Source organism: Streptomyces griseobrunneus, from assembly GCF_046713465.1.
Classification (GTDB): Bacteria; Actinomycetota; Actinomycetes; order Streptomycetales; family Streptomycetaceae; genus Streptomyces; species Streptomyces microflavus.
Window position 1 is genome coordinate 7062794 of sequence record NZ_CP177080.1, and the last position, 17826, is coordinate 7080619.

At 72.5% G+C, this 17826-nt stretch carries 19 protein-coding genes; 9 read left to right on the forward strand and 10 right to left on the reverse strand.

What is annotated here, in order from left to right:
• Window positions 1–36: 36 nt before the first annotated feature.
• The 5 genes from fabG (at window position 37) to ACK8N7_RS32200 (ending at window position 4634) form a co-directional block, all read left to right on the forward strand.
• Window positions 37–798 carry a 3-oxoacyl-ACP reductase FabG gene (fabG, locus tag ACK8N7_RS32180; protein ID WP_015607234.1) on the forward strand — a complete coding sequence of 254 codons (762 nt, stop codon included), beginning with the start codon at window positions 37–39 and terminating at the stop codon, window positions 796–798.
• Between the two features lie 20 nt (window positions 799–818).
• Window positions 819–1574 carry an SDR family oxidoreductase gene (locus tag ACK8N7_RS32185; protein ID WP_403215900.1) on the forward strand — a complete coding sequence of 252 codons (756 nt, stop codon included), beginning with the start codon at window positions 819–821 and terminating at the stop codon, window positions 1572–1574.
• Window positions 1575–1692: 118 nt separating this feature from the next.
• Complete coding sequence (locus tag ACK8N7_RS32190; RefSeq protein ID WP_403215902.1) at window positions 1693–3273, forward strand: ABC transporter substrate-binding protein; 1581 nt, start codon at window positions 1693–1695, stop codon at window positions 3271–3273.
• A gap of 101 nt (window positions 3274–3374) precedes the next feature.
• On the forward strand, window positions 3375–4058 hold the full coding sequence (locus tag ACK8N7_RS32195) for a uracil-DNA glycosylase (protein WP_403215904.1): 684 nt from the start codon (window positions 3375–3377) through the stop codon (window positions 4056–4058).
• Window positions 4059–4160: 102 nt separating this feature from the next.
• Window positions 4161–4634, forward strand: a complete 474-nt coding sequence (locus ACK8N7_RS32200; protein WP_403215906.1) for a hypothetical protein — start codon at window positions 4161–4163, stop codon at window positions 4632–4634.
• Between the two features lie 47 nt (window positions 4635–4681).
• Here the strand turns inward: ACK8N7_RS32200 and ACK8N7_RS32205 are convergent, their stop codons facing one another.
• Both ACK8N7_RS32205 and ACK8N7_RS32210 read right to left on the reverse strand, forming a co-directional pair.
• The gene (locus ACK8N7_RS32205; RefSeq protein ID WP_500444694.1) at window positions 4682–5020 is read right to left on the reverse strand and encodes a hypothetical protein; all 339 of its coding nucleotides are present in this window, start codon (window positions 5018–5020) and stop codon (window positions 4682–4684) included.
• 312 nt (window positions 5021–5332) lie between these two features.
• Window positions 5333–5854 carry a DinB family protein gene (locus ACK8N7_RS32210; RefSeq protein ID WP_500444695.1) on the reverse strand — a complete coding sequence of 174 codons (522 nt, stop codon included), beginning with the start codon at window positions 5852–5854 and terminating at the stop codon, window positions 5333–5335.
• Between the two features lie 123 nt (window positions 5855–5977).
• On the opposite strand from ACK8N7_RS32210, the gene ACK8N7_RS32215 reads away from it, so the two are divergent.
• Window positions 5978–6886, forward strand: coding sequence for a Gfo/Idh/MocA family protein (locus tag ACK8N7_RS32215; protein ID WP_403215910.1), 909 nt, complete (start codon window positions 5978–5980; stop codon window positions 6884–6886).
• Here the strand turns inward: ACK8N7_RS32215 and lnt are convergent.
• The 4 genes from lnt to ACK8N7_RS32235 all read right to left on the reverse strand — a co-directional run bounded on the left by lnt (window position 6807) and on the right by ACK8N7_RS32235 (window position 11071).
• The gene (gene lnt / locus ACK8N7_RS32220) at window positions 6807–8402 is read right to left on the reverse strand and encodes an apolipoprotein N-acyltransferase (protein WP_500444696.1); all 1596 of its coding nucleotides are present in this window, start codon (window positions 8400–8402) and stop codon (window positions 6807–6809) included. The genes ACK8N7_RS32215 and lnt overlap by 80 nt on opposite strands.
• A 174-nt stretch (window positions 8403–8576) precedes the next feature.
• Window positions 8577–9077, reverse strand: a complete 501-nt coding sequence (locus ACK8N7_RS32225; protein ID WP_403215914.1) for a nuclear transport factor 2 family protein — start codon at window positions 9075–9077, stop codon at window positions 8577–8579.
• Between the two features lie 72 nt (window positions 9078–9149).
• Entirely contained in the window at window positions 9150–10016 is an 867-nt protein-coding gene (locus tag ACK8N7_RS32230; RefSeq protein ID WP_500444697.1) for a universal stress protein, read from the reverse strand.
• A gap of 35 nt (window positions 10017–10051) precedes the next feature.
• Window positions 10052–11071, reverse strand: a complete 1020-nt coding sequence (locus ACK8N7_RS32235; RefSeq protein ID WP_403215917.1) for a ferric reductase-like transmembrane domain-containing protein — start codon at window positions 11069–11071, stop codon at window positions 10052–10054.
• Window positions 11072–11292: 221 nt separating this feature from the next.
• On the opposite strand from ACK8N7_RS32235, the gene ACK8N7_RS32240 reads away from it, so the two are divergent.
• Window positions 11293–11955 carry a hypothetical protein gene (locus tag ACK8N7_RS32240; protein WP_403215919.1) on the forward strand — a complete coding sequence of 221 codons (663 nt, stop codon included), beginning with the start codon at window positions 11293–11295 and terminating at the stop codon, window positions 11953–11955.
• Between the two features lie 227 nt (window positions 11956–12182).
• Window positions 12183–12794 (forward strand): sigma-70 family RNA polymerase sigma factor, encoded by a 612-nt coding sequence (locus tag ACK8N7_RS32245; protein ID WP_403216129.1) that lies wholly within the window; start codon window positions 12183–12185, stop codon window positions 12792–12794.
• Here ACK8N7_RS32245 and ACK8N7_RS32250 read toward each other — a convergent pair.
• From ACK8N7_RS32250 to ACK8N7_RS32265, 4 genes are read right to left on the reverse strand one after another with little or no spacing between them, the layout of a single operon-like run.
• Window positions 12780–13997 carry an MFS transporter gene (locus ACK8N7_RS32250; protein WP_500444698.1) on the reverse strand — a complete coding sequence of 406 codons (1218 nt, stop codon included), beginning with the start codon at window positions 13995–13997 and terminating at the stop codon, window positions 12780–12782. The genes ACK8N7_RS32245 and ACK8N7_RS32250 overlap by 15 nt on opposite strands.
• Before the next feature lie 7 nt (window positions 13998–14004).
• Complete coding sequence (locus ACK8N7_RS32255; RefSeq protein WP_500444699.1) at window positions 14005–15231, reverse strand: ATP-grasp domain-containing protein; 1227 nt, start codon at window positions 15229–15231, stop codon at window positions 14005–14007.
• Entirely contained in the window at window positions 15228–16322 is a 1095-nt protein-coding gene (locus ACK8N7_RS32260) for a pyridoxal-phosphate dependent enzyme (protein ID WP_403215925.1), read from the reverse strand. Before ACK8N7_RS32260 ends, ACK8N7_RS32255 begins: the two co-directional genes overlap by 4 nt.
• On the reverse strand, window positions 16319–17059 hold the full coding sequence (locus ACK8N7_RS32265) for a class I SAM-dependent methyltransferase (RefSeq protein ID WP_500444700.1): 741 nt from the start codon (window positions 17057–17059) through the stop codon (window positions 16319–16321). Before ACK8N7_RS32265 ends, ACK8N7_RS32260 begins: the two co-directional genes overlap by 4 nt.
• Window positions 17060–17238: 179 nt before the next feature.
• Here ACK8N7_RS32265 and ACK8N7_RS32270 point away from each other — a divergent pair, with 179 nt between their 5' ends.
• On the forward strand, window positions 17239–17796 hold the full coding sequence (locus ACK8N7_RS32270; RefSeq protein ID WP_403215929.1) for an AAA family ATPase: 558 nt from the start codon (window positions 17239–17241) through the stop codon (window positions 17794–17796).
• Window positions 17797–17826 lie beyond the last annotated feature (30 nt).

The following is a 17826-nucleotide window of genomic DNA, read 5'->3' on the forward strand; positions in this document are numbered from 1 at the left end:
CGCTGGGCCGCTGTCCAAGGGCGAGGAGAACCAAGCATGTCCACCACCGAGCAGCGCGTCGCCATCGTGACGGGAGCGGCGCGGGGCATCGGCGCCGCCACCGCCGTACGCCTGGCGGCCGAGGGCCGCGCCGTCGCCGTACTCGACCTCGACGAGGCGGCCTGCAAGGACACCGTCGAGAAGATCACCGCCGCCGGGGGCACCGCGCTCGCCGTCGGCTGTGACGTGTCGGACAGCGCCCAGGTGGAAGCCGCCGTCGCGCGGGTCGCCGCCGAGCTGGGTGCCCCGACGATCCTCGTGAACAACGCGGGCGTGCTCCGCGACAACCTGCTGTTCAAGATGAGCGAGTCCGACTGGGACATCGTGATGAACGTCCACCTCAAGGGTGCGTTCCTGATGGCGAAGGCCGTCCAGGCGCACATGGTGGAGGCCAAGTTCGGCCGGATCGTCTCGCTGTCCTCCTCCTCGGCCCTCGGCAACCGCGGCCAGGCCAACTACTCCGCCGTCAAGGCGGGGCTCCAGGGCCTCACCAAGACCCTCGCCAAGGAGCTCGGCAAGTTCGGCGTCACCGCCAACGCGGTCGCCCCCGGCTTCATCGTCACCGAGATGACCGCGCAGACCGCCGCCCGCGTCGGCATGGGCTTCGAGGAGTTCCAGGCCGCCGCCGCCACCCAGATCCCGGTCCAGCGCGTCGGCCGCCCCGAGGACGTCGCGAACGCCATCGCCTTCTTCGCCGGTGACGACGCCGGCTTCGTCTCCGGCCAGGTCATCTACGTGGCCGGCGGCCCCCTCAACTGACCCGAAGGGCAGCGAACGACATGACGGTGCAGGACAGCGGAAAAGTCGCCCTCATCACGGGCGCGAGCCGGGGCATCGGCTACGGGATCGCCGAGGCGTTCGTCGCGCGCGGCGACCGGGTGGCCATCACCGGGCGGGGCGAGGACGCCCTCAAGGAGGCCGTGGAGCGGCTCGGCGCCGACCGGGTCATCGCCATCCCGGGCAAGGCCCACGACGAGGCCCACCAGGCGGCAGCGGTCGAGCGGACCATGGAGGCGTTCGGCCGGGTCGACTACCTGGTGAACAACGCGGGGACCAACCCGGTCTTCGGCCCCATGGCCGAGCTCGACCTCAACGTGGCCCGCAAGGTCTACGAGACCAATGTGATCTCGGCGCTCGGCTTCGCCCAGCAGACCTGGAAGGCCTGGCAGAAGGAGAACGGGGGGGCGATCGTCAACATCGCCTCCGTCGCCGGTGTCGCCCCCTCGCCGTTCATCGGTGCGTACGGGATGTCGAAGGCGGCCATGGTCAACCTGACCCTGCAGCTGGCGCACGAGTTCGCGCCGGTCGTCCGGGTCAACGCGATCGCTCCCGCGGTGATCAAGACGAAGTTCGCCGAGGCGCTCTACGAGGGCCGCGAAGCGGAGGCGGCCGCCGCCTATCCGCTCGGCAGGCTCGGTGTGCCCGAGGACATCGGGGGTGCCGCGGCCTTCCTGACCTCGGCACAGTCGGACTGGATCACCGGCCAGACCCTGGTGGTCGACGGAGGAATTTTCCTCAACGCCGGCGTGGGCTGAGAGTGGCCTGAACCGGTTTGGCCCTGATTGACTCAAGTGCCCCGCTGGGCCGACGGATTGTTCCGGCGGGGCGCTGCGGTATGGTCTGCCGACCCATGGCTGATCGAGGAGCGTGCACGTGTTCTACCGGGCCAGTCTGCAGGCCGCTGCAGCCCTAGCATCCCTTTCTCTGCTGGCAGGCTGCGGTCTTCTTTCCGACAGCGGATCGGAAGAGAACCAGAAGATAGCCGTCGGGACGACGAGCTCCCCGTCCACCCTGGACCCCGCGGCGGCCTGGGACGGTTCCTGGGAGCTGATGCGGAACATTTACCAGACCCTGGTGAGCTTCCCCACCGGCAGTACGAGCCCCGAGCCCGACGCGGCCGACACCTGCACGTTCACCGACGCCACGAGCATGGCTTACCGGTGCACGCTCAAGAAGAACCTCAAGTTCTCCAACGGCGAGAAGCTCGACGCCCAGGCCGTGAAGTACTCCATCGACCGGATCGTGGACATCCACTTCAAGGGCGGCCCGGCCGGCATGCTCGGCTCGCTCGACCGGATCGAGACCAAGGGTGACGACACCGTCATCTTCCACCTGAACAAGTCCGACGCCACCTTCCCGTTCATCCTGGCCACGCCCGCCATGTCGCTGGTCGCCCCCGGCGACTACCCCAAGGACAAGATCCGCGACGACGGCAAGGTCACCGGCTCCGGGCCCTACCTCCTGGACTCCTACGAGGCCGGCGTCACCGCCGAGCTGACGAAGAACCCCGACTACAAGGGCTTCGCCAACCGGAAGAACAACGCGGTCACCATCCGGTACTTCGAGAAGTCCAGCGAGGTGGTGAACGCGCTCAAGGCCAAGGAGATCGACGCCATCTACCGCGGTCTGACCGCCGAGGAGGTCGTCGGCCTGGAGGACAAGAAGGAGGGCAACGAGGGCCTCCAGATCATCGAGACCACCGGCGCCGACATCCGCTTCCTCGTCTTCAACCCGAAGGACCCGGCCGCCGCCAAGCCCGCCGTCCGCAAGGCCATCGCCCACATCGTGGACCGGGACGCCCTGGTCGCCAAGGTCTACCGGGGCACCGCCGAACCCCTCTACTCGATGATCCCCAAGGGCATCTCCGGGCACACCACCAGCTTCTTCGACACCTTCGGCGATCCGGACGTGAAGAAGGCGAAGGAGCTCCTCACCGACGCCGGGATCACCGCGCCGGTGAAGATGACCTTCTGGTACACCACCGACCGGTACGGCTCCTCCACGCAGCCCGAGTTCGAAGAGCTGGAGCGGCAGCTGGAGAAGACGGCGCTCTTCGACATCACGCTGGAGAGCGCCCCCTGGAAGACCTTCCAGGAGGGCTTCACCCAGGGCGACTACCCCGTCTTCGGCCGTGGCTGGTTCCCGGACTTCCCGGACCCGGACAACTTCATCGCCCCCTTCGTCGGCGAGGAGAGCGTCACCGGAACCCCGTACCGCAACAAGGAGATCACCCAGCAGCTGATCCCCTCCACGCGGCAGGAGAGCGACCGGGGCGCGGTCAGCAAGCAGTTCGAGCGGGCCCAGCAGATCCTCGTCGAGGACGTCCGGCTGCTGCCGCTCTGGCAGGGCAAGCTGTACGTGGCCTCGGGTGAGGACATCGGCGGCGGCGAGCGCGCACTGGACCCGCAGACCGTGATGCAGATGTGGGAGCTGTACCGCAAGGCCAGCTGGTAGCGGGTGTACGGGCCCGGGGAGTCGGCCTCCCCGGGCCCGTTGTCAGTGGCGGCCGGTAGGTTCTGGGATCAAGAACCTGTTGCTCACCGGAGGTTGTGGACGTGACCGATATCGACCTGCTGCCCGAGTCCTGGCGCGGCGTCCTCGGCGAAGAACTGCAGAAGCCGTACGTCAAGGAGCTGGCGGACTTCGTCGAGGAGGAGCGGACCAAGGGGCCGGTGTATCCGCCCCGCGAGCAGGTCTTCGCCGCCCTGGACGCCACGCCGTACGACAAGGTCAAGGTCCTCGTCCTCGGCCAGGACCCGTATCACGGCGAGGGCCAGGGGCACGGGCTCTGCTTCTCCGTGCGGCCCGGCGTGAAGACGCCGCCCTCCCTGCGCAACATCTACAAGGAGATGCAGCAGGAGCTCGGCCTGCCGATCCCGGACAACGGCTATCTGATGCCCTGGGCCGAACAGGGCGTGCTCCTGCTGAACGCGGTGCTCACCGTGCGCGGCGGCGAGGCCAACTCGCACAAGGGCAAGGGCTGGGAGAAGATCACCGACGCGGTGATCCGCGCCGTCGCCGACCGGCCCGACCCGGCCGTCTTCGTGCTCTGGGGGAACTACGCCCAGAAGAAGCTCCCCCTGATCGACGAGGAGCGCCACATCGTGGTGAAGGGCGCCCACCCCTCCCCGCTCTCCGCGAAGAAGTTCTTCGGCTCCCGGCCCTTCACGCAGATCAACGAGGCCGTCGCGGCCCAGGGCCACCAGCCGATCGACTGGCGCATCCCGGACCTCGGCTGAGGCGGACCGGGCCGCCGCCCGTGCCTGAGCGGTATTGCGGACCACCGGCGCTAGCGTCAAAGGGGACCGTGACCGGGCTGGACGGGCGAAGAGGAGACCGCAGTGGTGGAGCAGCAGGAGGCGTCCGAGGACGCCGTCATGACCAGGATCGGCCAGGCGGTCATGCTGCTCCACGGCGGTGACCGGGAGGAGGCCCGCAACCGCTTCGGCCTCCTCTGGTCGGAGCTCGGCGCCGACGGCGACGCCCTGCACCGCTGCACCCTCGCGCACTACATGGCCGACACCCAGGACGACCCCGGCGACGAGCTCGCCTGGGACCTGCGGGCCCTGACGGCCGCCGAGGGGCTGAGCGACGAGCGGCCCGCCGAGCACCAGGACTCCCTGGCGGTCCGGGCGTTCTACCCCTCGCTGCACCTCAACCTGGCGGCGGACTACCTCAAGCTCCAGCGCCCCGACGCGGCCCGCATCCACCTGCGCCAGGCCCGGGACACGGCGGACGTGCTGGACGACGACGGTTACGGCGGGGGAGTGCGGGCCGCCATCGAGCGGCTGGAGCTGCGGATGCGGGGGCAGTGAGGCGGGGGCGGCGGCCCGGACAGCCTGCCGGCTGTCCAAGGAGGCGCTCAGCGGCCGTACGTCTCCTCGCAGATCCTGGCCTCCTTGCTGCCCGCGTGCCAGCCGCCGTACCCCCGGCCGAGCGCGCACACATCGTGCCCGCCGCCCCGGGTCTGCGGCAGGGACGGCAGGACGCCCGGAGGAATGCGCGGCATCTTCCGGGGCGGTGTCCGTCGCGGTGGTGGCGCGGCCCGCTCGGCCTGCCGGGGCGCCGGGGGAGGTGCGGCTCGCCCCACCTGCGGAGGTGCGGGGGAGGCGGGTCTGCCGGGCGACGGGCTCGGCTCCACGATGGTCTCCAGCGCCTCGCGGCCGGGCGGCTGCACGATCTGCGGGAACACGTCCTGCACCGGTCTGCTGCTCTCGGGAGCCTGCCGGGGGCCCGTCTGAGGCTCGACCGACACGCAACCGGAGACGGCCGTGACGGCTAATCCGACCAGGAGTCTCGTGGTGAATCTGGTTCGCTGCACGCGGCCAACTCTGCGGTGCGGGCAGGCGCCCGGGCAGCCCGAGGACGAGGAATGGCCCGCACGAGTGACCCGGTCAGCACGGCGCCACGGCCCGGCCCCGTGCGGGACCTCCGCGCGAGTGCCCCGCCGGTCCGGTCGGGCCTTCGCCCGTCGAGCAGCGGTCGGCCGTCGAGCAGCGCCCGGCCGGAGCGGTCAGTCGCCGGTCGCGCCGTCGACGCGCTCCCGCACCAGGTCGGCGTGGCCGTTGTGGCGGGCGTACTCCTCGATCATGTGCGTATAGATCCAGCGCAGGTTGAACGGCTTGCCCGCCGAGCCGACGCCCCGGGACAGGTCGTCCAGACCGTACGCGGCGGCGCTCTTCCGGGCCGCCGCTGTCTCCGCCCGCCAGACGGACTCCGTCCCGGCCCAGGTGGCGGACTCCGGCACCTGGAAGTCCCCGTCCGGGTCCTCCTCGGTGGAGTAGAGGTCCGGCAGCTCCTCGCCCGCCAGGATCTCGCGGAACCAGAAGCGCTCCACCTCGGCCAGGTGCTGTACGAGACCGAGCAGGGAGAACGCGGAGGGCGGCACGGACGCCTCGCGCAGCTGGGCGTCCGTGAGGCCCGCGCACTTCATGGCGAGCGTCTCGCGGTGGTAGTCCAGCCAGCCCTCCAGCATGGGGCGTTCGGCGGCGTCGATGGCGGGTTCGGAGCGTTCTGCGGCAGTCATGCCGGTCATCCTGAACCATGATCACGATCCTGGCCAGGCATTTCCTCCCCGGGCGGCCGAGGGCGGGCAGACAGCGGCCCGTATGCTGCCGGGACCGGAACATCAGCACGGCACGGCGATAGGGAGACCCCTGTGAAGGTCGGTTGCATCGGGCTCGGCGACATCGCGCAGAAGGCCTATCTGCCGGTGCTGAGTGCTGTCCCGGGGGTCGAACTGCACCTCCAGACCCGCACGCCCGCCACGCTCGACGCGGTGGGCGACACCCACCGCATCCCGGCCGGCGCCCGCCACACGACCCTGGACTCGCTGCTCGCCGAAGGTCTCGACGCGGCCTTCGTGCACGCCCCGACCGCCGTCCACCCCGAGATCGTGGCACGGCTCGTCGAAGCCGGGGTCGCCACCTATGTCGACAAGCCGATCGCCTACGAGTACGCCGAGTCCGAGCGGCTGGTGAACCTCGCCCAGGAGCGCGGCGTCAGTCTCGCCGTCGGCTTCAACCGCCGCTTCGCCCCCAGTTACGCCCAGTGCGCCGAGCACCCGCGCGAGCTGATCCTGATGCAGAAGAACCGGGTCGGGCTGCCCGAGGACCCCCGCACCCTGGTGCTCGACGACTTCATCCATGTCGTCGACACCCTGCGCTTCCTGGCCCCGGGGCCCGTCGACCACACCACCGTGCGGGCCCGGATCGTGGACGGCCTGATGCACCACGTGGTGCTCCAGCTCTCCGGCGACGGCTTCACCGCGATCGGGATGATGAACCGGCTGAACGGCTCGACCGAGGAGATCCTGGAGGTCTCGGGCCGGGACACCAAGCGCCAGGTCCTCAACCTCGCCGACATCGTCGACCACAAGGGCCAGCCCAGCGTGCGCCGGCGCGGCGACTGGGTGCCGGTGGCCCGGCAGCGCGGGATCGAGGCGTGCGTCCACGCCTTCCTGGACGCGGTCCGCGCGGGCACGGTGCTCAGTGCTCAGGACGCTCTGGCGACCCATGAGCTGTGCGAGCGGATCGTCCGCGAGTCCCTGGAGCAGGCCTCCTCCTGAGCGCCCGCAGCCCTTCGGCGGCGCACAGCGCGGCCAGCGTGGCGAGGGCCCCGTAGACCGCCCAGTCGCCGAAGCGGCCGTAGAGCGTGGTGCCGTGCGCCAGCGGCACGTCGTACACGGCCGCCGTGCTCTCCCCCGTACCGAGCGGCTCACCGACCCGCTCCCCGCGCGGCCCGTACACGGCGCTGATCCCGGTGAGCGTCGCGTGCACCACGGGACGGCCGTTCTCGGCGGCCCGCAGCGCCCCCAGCGACGCGTGCTGGGCCGGCGCCCAGCTCTCCTGGAAGGTGGAGGTGGCGGACTGCGCGACGAGCACCTGGGCGCCGTCCCGGGTCAGCCGCCTGCTCATGTCGGGGAACGCCGACTCGAAGCAGACCAGCGGACCGATCCGCAGCCGTCGGTCGTTCTGCGGCAGGGTCATCACCACCTGCCGGTCGCCGCGCAGCCGGTCCTCGCCCGCCGCCTTGCCCACGGAGGTCGCCCAGCCGAGCAGGGAGCGCGCCGGGATGTACTCACCGAACGGCACCAGGCGCATCTTGTCGTACCGGTCCCCGGTCGGCCCGTCAGGACCCACGAGCACCGCCGACTTGAAGATCCCGCTCCGGCCCGATCCGTCCGTCTGCCGGGCGTCCACATTGACCAGCAGATCCGCCCCGGTCTCCCGGGAGAGCGCCGCGAGCCGCCGCCCGGTCCCCGGGTCCCGCCAGGCGCCCGCCCCGATGCTGCTCTCGCCCCACACCACGAGGTCGACGTCCCGGCCCGCCACCGTACGGGTCAGCTCCTCGCCCCGGGCCAGGCGCCGCTCGACGCTGCCGGGCCCGGCGACGACACCCGGCTGCACGACGGCGATCCTGGCCGTCCCCGTGGTCACCGGCTGCGGCGCCCAGGCCCACACCCCGCCCGCCGCCAGGGCGCACACGACCAGCAGCACCCCGCCGGTCGTCCGGGCAGGGGTGCGCGCGGTCGTCAGCAGGACGAGAGCGGTGTTGACCGCCACCACCAGCAGGCTCACCAGCCACACCCCGCCCACCGACGCCACGCGGAGTGCGGGGGTGACCTCCCACTGGCTCGCACCGAGGAGCCCCCAGGGCCCGCCGAGCCCCTCCCAGGAGCGGACCAGCTCGATCACCAGCCACCCCGAGGGCACCGCCACCAGCGCGGCTGCGGCCCGCAGCGCGGACGGCGTGGCGCCGAGGAGCCGTTGGACCAGCACGCCCCACGGAGCCCACAGCAGACCGACCAGCGCGGCCAGCAGCACGATGAAGACGTGCAGGCTCGGCATCAGCCAGTGGTGCACGGCGACGACGAAGCCGGTGCCGCCGATCCAGCCGTCCAGCGCCGCCCGGCGCGTGGTGCCCGCCGAGCGGATCAGCAGCAGCCAGGGGACGAGCGCGACGTAGCCGAGCCACCAGAGGGAGGGCGCGGGGAACGCGAGCGCGGGCAGTGCCCCGGCGAGGAGCGCCGCGGCCCCCCGGACCCAGCCGGACGCCGGAACCCCTCCGCTCCGCATCCGCATGCCGTGCCCTCCTCGTCCCGCGCCGGGTGGGCAGCCGCGTCACCTGCCGCGTGATCTGCCGGGTCAGCTCTGTGTACCCAGTGTGGGGGAGGTGATCCCCGCCGGACACAGGACGCGGCCGGGGCCCTTGCCGAGGGAGCCTGGTCGCGTGGGATCCCGGCCGCCGGGAACGGTTCAGCCCGTGCCGGGAACGGTTCGGGCCGTGCCGGGGGTGCGGCGCCACTTCTCGTGGACGGTGACGCTCCGGATCCGCCAGCCCGGGTCCGTACGGTGCAGCTCGAAGGTGTACCGCCCGCCGGAGACGAAGTCGGGCGCGGTGTCACCGGCCGGAGAGGCCTCGCCCTCCCGGGCCAGGCGCATCGGGTTGAGGTAGTCGGCCCGCACCTGTGCCCGGTCGCCCGGGTAGCCGCCCAGGTCCTGGAGGTCGATGCGGCGGTTGACGATCAGGTGCTGGCGGATCGGGAAGAGGCGCATCGTCCCGGTGAGCCACCGTGCGATCTCACCCGCCGGGCCCTCCACCCCGCCCGCCTCCGTGTAGTCCGCGCGGCCGTCCGGGGTGAACAGGGCTTCGTACGCGGGCCAGTCGCCGTCGTCCACGGTCACTGCGTATCCGGTGATCACGTCATCGATGGCGAGCCGGTCCATCACGGTCGCGAGTGCCACACGCTGTGTCATCGGTCAAGTCTCGGTCAAGCCGCCCGCCACGCCAAGGGGCCCGCACCGCCGGGAAATCGGCAGGGCGGCCGGTCAGCAGGGCACGACGGCGACCGGACCCAGCGCGTGCGTGACCGTCGTCTGCGCCACGGGGGAGAGGCCCAGACCGAGCGACTCCCCGCCCCTGCGGCGGCCGATCACCGTCAGGGCGGCCGTGGCTGACGCCGTCACCAGGGTGCGCGACGCGGAACCGTTGACCGGCTCCCGTACGACCTCCACCTGCGGGTACCGCTCCTGCCAGCCCGAGGTCAGCTCCGCCAGACCGCGCCGGGCCGAGTCCGCCGCACTGTCCCGGTCGAAGACCGGTCCGCCCGCGAGCATGGAGGAGAACATCGTCCAGCCGTGGACGATCCGCAGCCGAGCCCCGGGCCGGGTGGCCGCGGTGGCGAAGGCGAACTCCAGGACCGCCTCGCTGCTCTCGTCGGCCGCCACCCCCGCCACGACGTCGGAGAATGCCCCGGCGTCCTCGGGCCGGTCGTCCTCGTCCGGGCGGCCGTCCTGCACGATGACGACCGGGCAGCTCGCCATCGATGCGGTGGCCAGGCTGTTGGAGCCGATCATCAGCGACCGGAAGCCGCCGAGCCCCCGCGAGCCGACCACGACCATCGACGCGTCACGGCCGAGCGAGACGAGGGCGGCCGCCGGGAAGTCCAGCGGGGCCAGCGTCGAGGGCCGCATCTCCGGAGCGATCAGTTCGCTCCGGCGTACGGCCTCGGCGAGGAGCTCGTCCGCCTCGCGCAGCCGGGTCTCCTCGTCGACGGTCCGGGTGAGCGGCCTGACGTGGACGATCACCAGCGGCAGGCGGCGCCGCGCGGCCTCCCGCACGGCCCAGTCCAGCGCCTGCCGGCTGTGTGTGGAACCGTCGACGGCGGCGATCACAGGAAGATCATTGGTGGTCATGGACCCGAGCGTACGTCGCCGGGTGCGGCTGCCGGTCAGTCGTGGTTGTGGGTGGAGGAGGTGTCGTCCGGCGGCACGGTCCGCCCGCCGTCACTGCCGCTGACCACCACCACGACCAGCGCCACCATGACCCCCACCACCGCGAGCCGACCGCCCAGGCGCAGCGCCCAGCGCGTCCGGGAGGCGGTGGCACCGGGCGAGAGGGGCAGCTTCTCGGCGCGGCGCGCCGGGCGCAGCAGGCGCAGGAGGAGCAGGGCGGCGATCGGCAGCTGGAGCAGCCAGACGCTGGTGCGGAACCAGCCGTCGTACCAGACGTTCGTTCCGTACAGCAGGGTGTGCCAGACGCTCAGCACGTAGACCACGATCACGAAGCGGTGCAGGACACGCCAGGTCTTCGGGCCGATGCGGTGGCGTACGTAGAAGAGCAGGCCGAGCGGGATCGCGAGGTACAGGGCCGCCTGGCCGACCGGGATGGCGATCTGCCCGGTCCCCGAGTCGTAGCCGCCCGGGACGAACGTCTCGATGAAGGCGGTGCTCAGCGCGGAGTTCCAGGACGCCGTGGAGTGCCGGACCAGCTCGGCGCCGAAGAGCAGCGCGTGGGCCGTGATCAGCGCGATGGTGTTGAGGCTCGTGGTGCGGTGGAGGCGCTCCAGTCGGGAGGCCGAGAGCGGCAGGCGGCCCGGGCGTTGTCCGGAGAGCAGGAGCCCGAGGATGACGGTCCCCCAGGCCCAGAGCAGCGCGGACCAGCCGAACGCCTGGCTGAGGAAGTACATCCAGAAGCCGCCCGCGTCGGCCATGAACGGCATCACGGAGACCGTGGAGGAGGTCTTGTTGCGGATGCGTATGTAGAGCAGGACGAAGACGGCCGCCGTCACCAGGAGTGCCACGAGACCGTCGGGCCAGGAGGCGCGGAGATCGGAGCGGAGGGTGACGCGCCGGTCCGGACGGGGCTGCCGGGGGCCGGGGAGCTGGGTGTCCGCCGATGGGAACTCGCCGGAATCGGTGGGGACTTCGGCGGCCGCTGCCGGTTCGGGTGCGGGGGGCGGGTTCGTCATGCGGCCTCTTCGGGGACGTCGGCTGGCGGGGCGGATGCGTCGGCCCCGGGCCACGAGGCGTGTGCAGGCGCGTTGTTGGAGCAGTCGGCGGGGGAGAGGGGAAAGTTCCACCGAACACTGTGTGACATGAATCACACCTTTGACGCCTGGGGCAAACGGGGTGAACTCCCGTTGTTTCCGCATCTGCTGGTCTTCTCCGCGAGGTGGGTGCGGCTGGCACGATGGCCGCCATGGGAGCCGGAACCGCACTCCGCCTCGCCCGCACCGCGCTGTTCGCGGTCGTGTGCGTCGCCGTGTCCGGGCTCGGCCATGCCCTGATGTCCGACGGGCCCCTGCCCCTGCTGCCCCTGCTCGCGGTCCTCCTGCCGGTCGCCGGCGCCGGCTGGTGGTTCGCCGGACGCGCCGGGAACGCCCCCGTCACCGTCTCGGCCCATGTCCTGGGCCAGTTGGGGCTGCACGCCTACTTCACCGCCTCCGGCACGAGGAGCGCCCGCCACACGCACGGGGCGATGCCCCACGCCGCCCACGCGGGCCCGGCCCGGGACGCCTCGCACTCGACGGAGCTCCCGATGGAGCTTCTGGCGGCCTTCGACGGTTCGGTGTTCACCACCGGCATGGCCGCCGCCCACGCCGTCGCCGGACTGGTCTGCGGCTGGTGGCTGTGGCGCGGCGAGGTGGCCCTCGCCCGGCTGGGCCGCTCCCTGGCCCTCTTCGTACGGGCCCCGCTGCGGACGGCCTGGCGCCTCTGGTCGGCGACCCCGCCCACCGCGGGCCGACCCGTCCGGCGGCGCACCCGCCGCAGGCCTGGCCGCCGCCCCCAGGACCTCCTGGCCCTGCACGCCATCTCCCGGCGCGGTCCACCGCTTCCCGTCCCCTCCCTGTGACCTCCAGCCGCCCACCCGGTTCCGTGTGACCCGGTGGCGGTACGGGTGTGCGCTCGCGCTCACACCCGTAACAGGCATGCCGCTGCCGCCGGACCGCCCCAGGGTGTCCGCGCGGCCGGCCACGCGGAGCCGGGCGACGACCGCATCACGGCTCCGCCAGGACGCGAAGGACTGCTGTGACCCTTACTGCCACCCCCTCACTCTCCGCCCGCCCGCCGGTCACCCCGGTGTCCAGGGGCCAGGTGTACGCCACCCGCCAGAACGACGTACAGATCACCGACTGGGCCCTGGCCGCCGGCGGCGGCGACCGGGAGGCCGCCGACCGCTTCGTCCGCGCGACCTACGAGGACGTCCGCAGGTTCGTCGCCTACCTCAGCGCCGACGTCCCCGGCGCCGACGACCTCGCCCAGGAGACCTACCTGCGGGCGATGAGCGGACTGGCCCGCTTCGCCGGACGCTCCTGCGCCCGCACCTGGCTGCTCTCCATCGCCCGGCGCGTCGTCATCGACCGTCACCGCACGGCCGCCGTACGCCCCCGGACCGCCGACACCGCCGACTGGCAGGGCGCCGCGGAACGGGCCCAGCCCCGCCACCTCCCCGGGTTCGACGAGTCGGTCGCGGTCTTCGACGCCCTGCACCGCCTGGCCCCGGCGCGCCGTCAGGCCTTCGTCCTGACCCAGGTGCTGGGGCTCTCCTACGACGAGGCGGCGGACGCGGCGGGATGCCCCGTCGGTACGGTGCGCTCCCGCGTGGCGCGCGCCCGCCGGGAACTGGCCGGCCAGTGGCTTGCCGAGCCGGGGGGCCGGGTGACGGCGACCGCCGGTTCAGCCACCGCCTAGGCCGGCGGGCGTCTCCGCCCGGGGCTCCGACCGGCCCCGGGCGGTACGCCGGCGCATCAGCAGCACCGGCAGCAACAGGCACTGGAGGCAGACGGCCACCCAGAACGCCCGCGCCGAACCGGCCGACTCCGCCGCCGCGTACAGCTGGCCGCCCACCACTCCACTGGCGAACGCGCCGATACCCGCCGCGAGCCGCTGGCGGCCGAACACGGTGGCCGGAGGCGCGGACGAACGGGCCAGCGCCTCCAGGTCGTTCTTCAGGAAGAGCACGATCTCGCCCAGACAGAGCAGCGCCCCGCCCACCGCGATACCGACGTGCCCGCCCCCGGCGATCGCCGCCATGCCCGCCGCCATGGCCCCGAACCCCCACCGCAGCGCCGCCGGATAGCTCAGGGCGGCGATCCACTCCGCCAGCAGCGGCTGGGCGACGACGAGGAGGGCCGCGTACCCCATCAGGACCACTCCGTAGAAGCCCGCCGATGTCCGGGGGACCGCGTACAGCGCCAGGTAGTGCTGGAAGAACATGAACGCGTAGACGCTCACCACCGTGACGAGGAACGGCGAGAGACCGGACCGTGGTCCATCGGAGCCCGGCGGCCGGTCCGGGACCGTCACCGGGCGAGCTCCGTCACGCGGCATGAACGCGTGCCCCGCCCCGACCAGCGCGAACAGCCCGGCGACACACGTGAAGAGCACGCCGGGGGAGCCCAGTACGAGCGGGGCGGCCGCCGGGGGACCGAGCGCCATCCCGGCGTTGAACGCCGAACTGCTCGCCGACAGCAGCCGCGGCCGGTCCTCGTCGGGCGAACCGGCCATCAGATACGCCTTGTTGGCCGGGAGGTAGAGCGCCGAACCCGCCGACACCAGCAACAGCGCGCCGATCGCCAGTACGGGACTGGTCAGCCCCGGTACGAGCGCGCCGAAGCCGGCCGTCCGCAGTGCCAGCGCCAGCAGCATCGACCGCCGCAGCCCGATCCGCGCGGCGACCGGACCCGCGACCACGCCCCCGGCGAACTGGATCAGCGAGGCCACCGCCAGGACGAAGCCGACCGTGCCGAGTCCGAGGCCGAGCCGCTGGTGGAGCAGGACCGACATGTACGGCAGCACGGCGAAGCTGCCCAGCGTGATCAGGAACGAGCCCGCCAGCAGGAAGCCCTGAGGCCCGGTGAACCGCCGCCGCTTCGAGGTCGGTTCAGCGCTCACCCCGCCCTCACGGCGTGTCCGCGATCACCGGGCGCACCCGGACCGCTGCACTCCACGCCCGGTGCTGGGCCAGCTCCGCCGTCGCCGCCTGGGCCAGCACCATGCCCGTGCACCCCCGCTGGTCGCCCACGTGGGCCAGGGTCTCGCCGGGTTCGCGGACGGGGTACCACTCCACGGACCCGGGGAAGGCGGCGAGTTCGCCGAGGCCGTGCCAGCCCTTCAGGACCCCGGGGCGGTCGGCGTAGACGAGGACGAAGCCGTACGCGGGCCCCTGCCCGTCGTCGAGCGGGGCGTCCAGCAGTCCGGGGCGGCGGCCGAGCGCCTCGTCCATCATCGCCGTGTACACATTGGTGCCCAGTGTCCGGCAGAGCACCTCCCCGACCAGCGCACCCCCGATCCGCCGGTTGATCTCCACCAACTCCGGCCCCTCGGAGGTCAGGATGAACTCCACATGGGCGAACCCCCTGCGGTGCCCGGCCACTTCGAGGACTCGCCCCACCCACGCCTCGATCGCGGCCCGCTCCCCGTCCGGCAGCGCCACCGGGAACGCCGCGACCTCCTCCCGTACCACCGCCGTCCGGGAGGTCTGACGGCTCAGCACCCCCAGCAGCCGGGTGGTCCCCTCCCAGCTCAGCGTCTCCGCGCTGTACAGCGGACCGGCGAGGAAGGACTCCGCGAACAGCGCCCCCTTCAGAGGCTGTCGGGCGGCCTCCGCCAGGGCCTGGTGCAGCGCCTCCTCGTCGTGCACGATCCACACTCCGCGCGAGGAGGTGCCCGCCGAATCCTTCAGTACGGCGGGGAGTCCGACCGTACGCAGTACGGCGTCCGCCCCCTCCGGCCCGGGCGGTACGGCCACGGCTGCCGACCGGCTCAGCCCCTGCGCGTGGAGCGCCTCCCGGACCCGGCGCTTGTCCCGCAGCACCCGGACGGTCGCCGGGTCCGGGCCCGGAAGCCCCAGCTCGGCGGCCAGCTCCGCCGCCGGCACGCTCCAGGTGTCCGTCGTGTTGATCAGCCCGGCCAGTGCAGGGACGGCGGCCAGCGCCCGGCGGACCGCCTCCGGGTCGTCGGTGTCGACATCCACCACGTCCAGCGCACCGGCCGGCAGGGTGGCCAGCTCGTGCCGGTACACCGAGCGGTCACCGGTCAGCAGGCACAGCCGGTGCCCGGTGGACGCAGCGGCCTCGGCCATCCTGCCGAGCCCGAAGGACAGGGACTCCAGGGCGGCGATCGTCATGGCAGCATCTCCACGGTCGGTACGGGGGCGGGGGAGCCCTGCTCGGGCAGGCGGGCGGCCTCGGGGGCTGTGCGCCGCGCCCACTCCATCACCGACCACGGCGGCCGCAGGGCGTCGAGCGAAGCGATCGGCCGGGGCCGCAGCCCTGCCGGGTCCAGCGCCTCCGTGTGGCGGGTGAACACCCGCTCGGCGTAACGGTGTCCGGTGTCGGCGCCGAGCACCAGATGCAGCCGGCCCGGGTCGCGCTCCGCCTCCCAGGAGGCCGCCAGGTGGGCCGCCCCGGTGGAGAGGCCGGCGAACACCGCGTGCCGCCGCAGCAGTCCGACCGCGCCGGCCATCGCATGGCGGAAGTCCAGCCAGTGCACGGTGTCGTACAGCTCGTGGTGGACGTTCCCGAACGGGATCGAGCTGCCGATGCCCGCGATGATGGCCTCCGGGTCGCTGAACTGCTCGCTGCCGAAGGTGACGCTGCCGAAGGGCTGGATCCCCACCAGCCGTACCGCCCGCCCCGACTCCCGCAGCGCGCGGGCCAGTCCACCGGTCGACGCCCCCGTGCCGACCGCGCCCACCACGGTCAGCGGGCCCTCGGGCAGGGACGCGGTGAGCAGATCGGCGAACTCCCGGTACCCCTCGTGGTGGACGGCGTCGTGGTACTGCCGCATCCAGTGGAAGTCCGGCCGCTCCGCGAGGAGCCGGCGCACATGGCGTACCCGCAGCTCCTGGTCCAGGCGCAGGCTCTGCGACGGCGGCATCCTGTCCACGGTCGCGCCGAGGATCTCCAACTGGGCGAGCATCGTGGCGTCGACGGTGGTGGACGCCACGACGTGGCAGCGCAGCCCGTAGCGGTGGCAGGCCATGGCCAGTGCCACCGCGTAGATGCCGCTGGAGCTGTCGACCAGCGTCTGACCGGGCACGACCCGGCCCCGGCGCAGCAGCGAACGGACCGCGCCGAGCGCCGCGTACACCTTCATCGTCTCGAAGCGCGCGAGCACCACGTCACTGTCCAGCCGGATCAGATCCGGGGTCTTCACGGCGTCGGTGATGTGCTCGTGCACGGTCGCGGCGGCGGACTGCCGTGCCCCGGCCCTCACTTGCGCCGCCCGCGGACGATGAGCCGGTCGGAGTGCTGGTCGTAGCCCGATCCGTCGAAGCCGCCGAAGCACTCCACGTCGGCGAAGCCCGCCTGCTCGAAGAGGGCGTGCAGTTCGGCGGCGGAGTAGAGCCAGGAGTGGATCGAGGCCGTACGGGCCGAACTGCCGCGCACCAGAGTCCAGTCGGTGCGCAGCCGCCGCCAGCTGTCGAGGACGGTGTCGCGCTGGACGACGTACGAACCGTCCGGCAGATCCACCGCCTTCGGCCGCCCGATCCACCCCGCGAGCACCTCCTTGCCCATCACGTCCACCAGGAGCTGCCCGCCCGGCGCGAGACTCTCATGGGCGTTGCGGAGCACCTGGAGGTTGTCCTCGGCGTCCTCGAAGTAGCCGAACGAGGTGAAGACGTTCACTACCACGTCGAAGGCGCCGGGCTCCGCGTACGTGAGCATGTCGGCCCGCTCCAGGCGGACATCGGCCCCCGCCGCTTCGCAGACGTTCCGGGCCCGCTCCAGCATCGAGGGCGAGAGGTCGACGCCCGTCACCGTGTACCCGCGCGCCGCGAGCGGCACCACGAACAGGCCCGGTCCGCAGCACAGGTCCAGCACCCGTGAACCCGGTGGGAAGTCCAGCAGGGGAGAGGAGGCGACGAGGGCGGCGGCCGACCCGGCCCGGGCGGGCGGGAACATCGTCGAGGCGAAATCGGACCAGAGCGCGTCGTCCTCGTACCAGTGCATGCCTCTCGGCCTCCTCCCGGCCCTCGTGGGGCCGTCCTGCTGCCGCACCTGTTCGCTGAACTGTCCTCCAGTAGTCGGCGGCCCGGTCCCGGAAGTTCCCGCCACCCGCCGGCGGTGAGCGGTGACCTACGATCGCCGGCGGGGGCGGAGCTGACCGCCCGCGGAGGGAATGGACGACGATGACCTGGACAGAGGTGCCGGTGGACACCGGACCGGCGGCGGGAGCCGTCCTGCTGAGCGGGATCCCGGGCAGCGGCAAGTCCACGGTGGCCGCCGCGCTCGCCGCCCGGTTCGCCGCCTCGGCCCACATCGAGGTGGACGCCCTCCAGGAGCTCATCGTCACCGGCGGTCGGTGGCCCTCCCCGGAGCGGGACGAGGAGGCGGACCGGCAGATCTTCCTGCGGGCCCGCAACGCCTGCCTGCTGGCGGACAGTTTTGTCGCCGCGGGGTTCCTGCCGGTCATCGACGACGTGGTCGTGCGCCGGGCCCACCTCGACTTCTACCGGAGGAGGATCGCCGTCGGACCGCTGCACTGCGTGGTCCTCGCCCCCGGCGCGGCGAAGGCGGGGGAGCGCAATCTCGCCCGGGACAAGACGCTCACGACGGACTGGTCGTTCCTGGACACGGCGATGCGCGCCGAACTGACCGGCGAGGAGATCTGGATCGACAACGGCGAGCTGACGGTGGCGGAGACGGTGGACGCGGTCCTCGCGGCGACCGGACTCCCGGCCCCCTGAGCCGTCGGTGCGGCGGCGTTGTCAGACCCC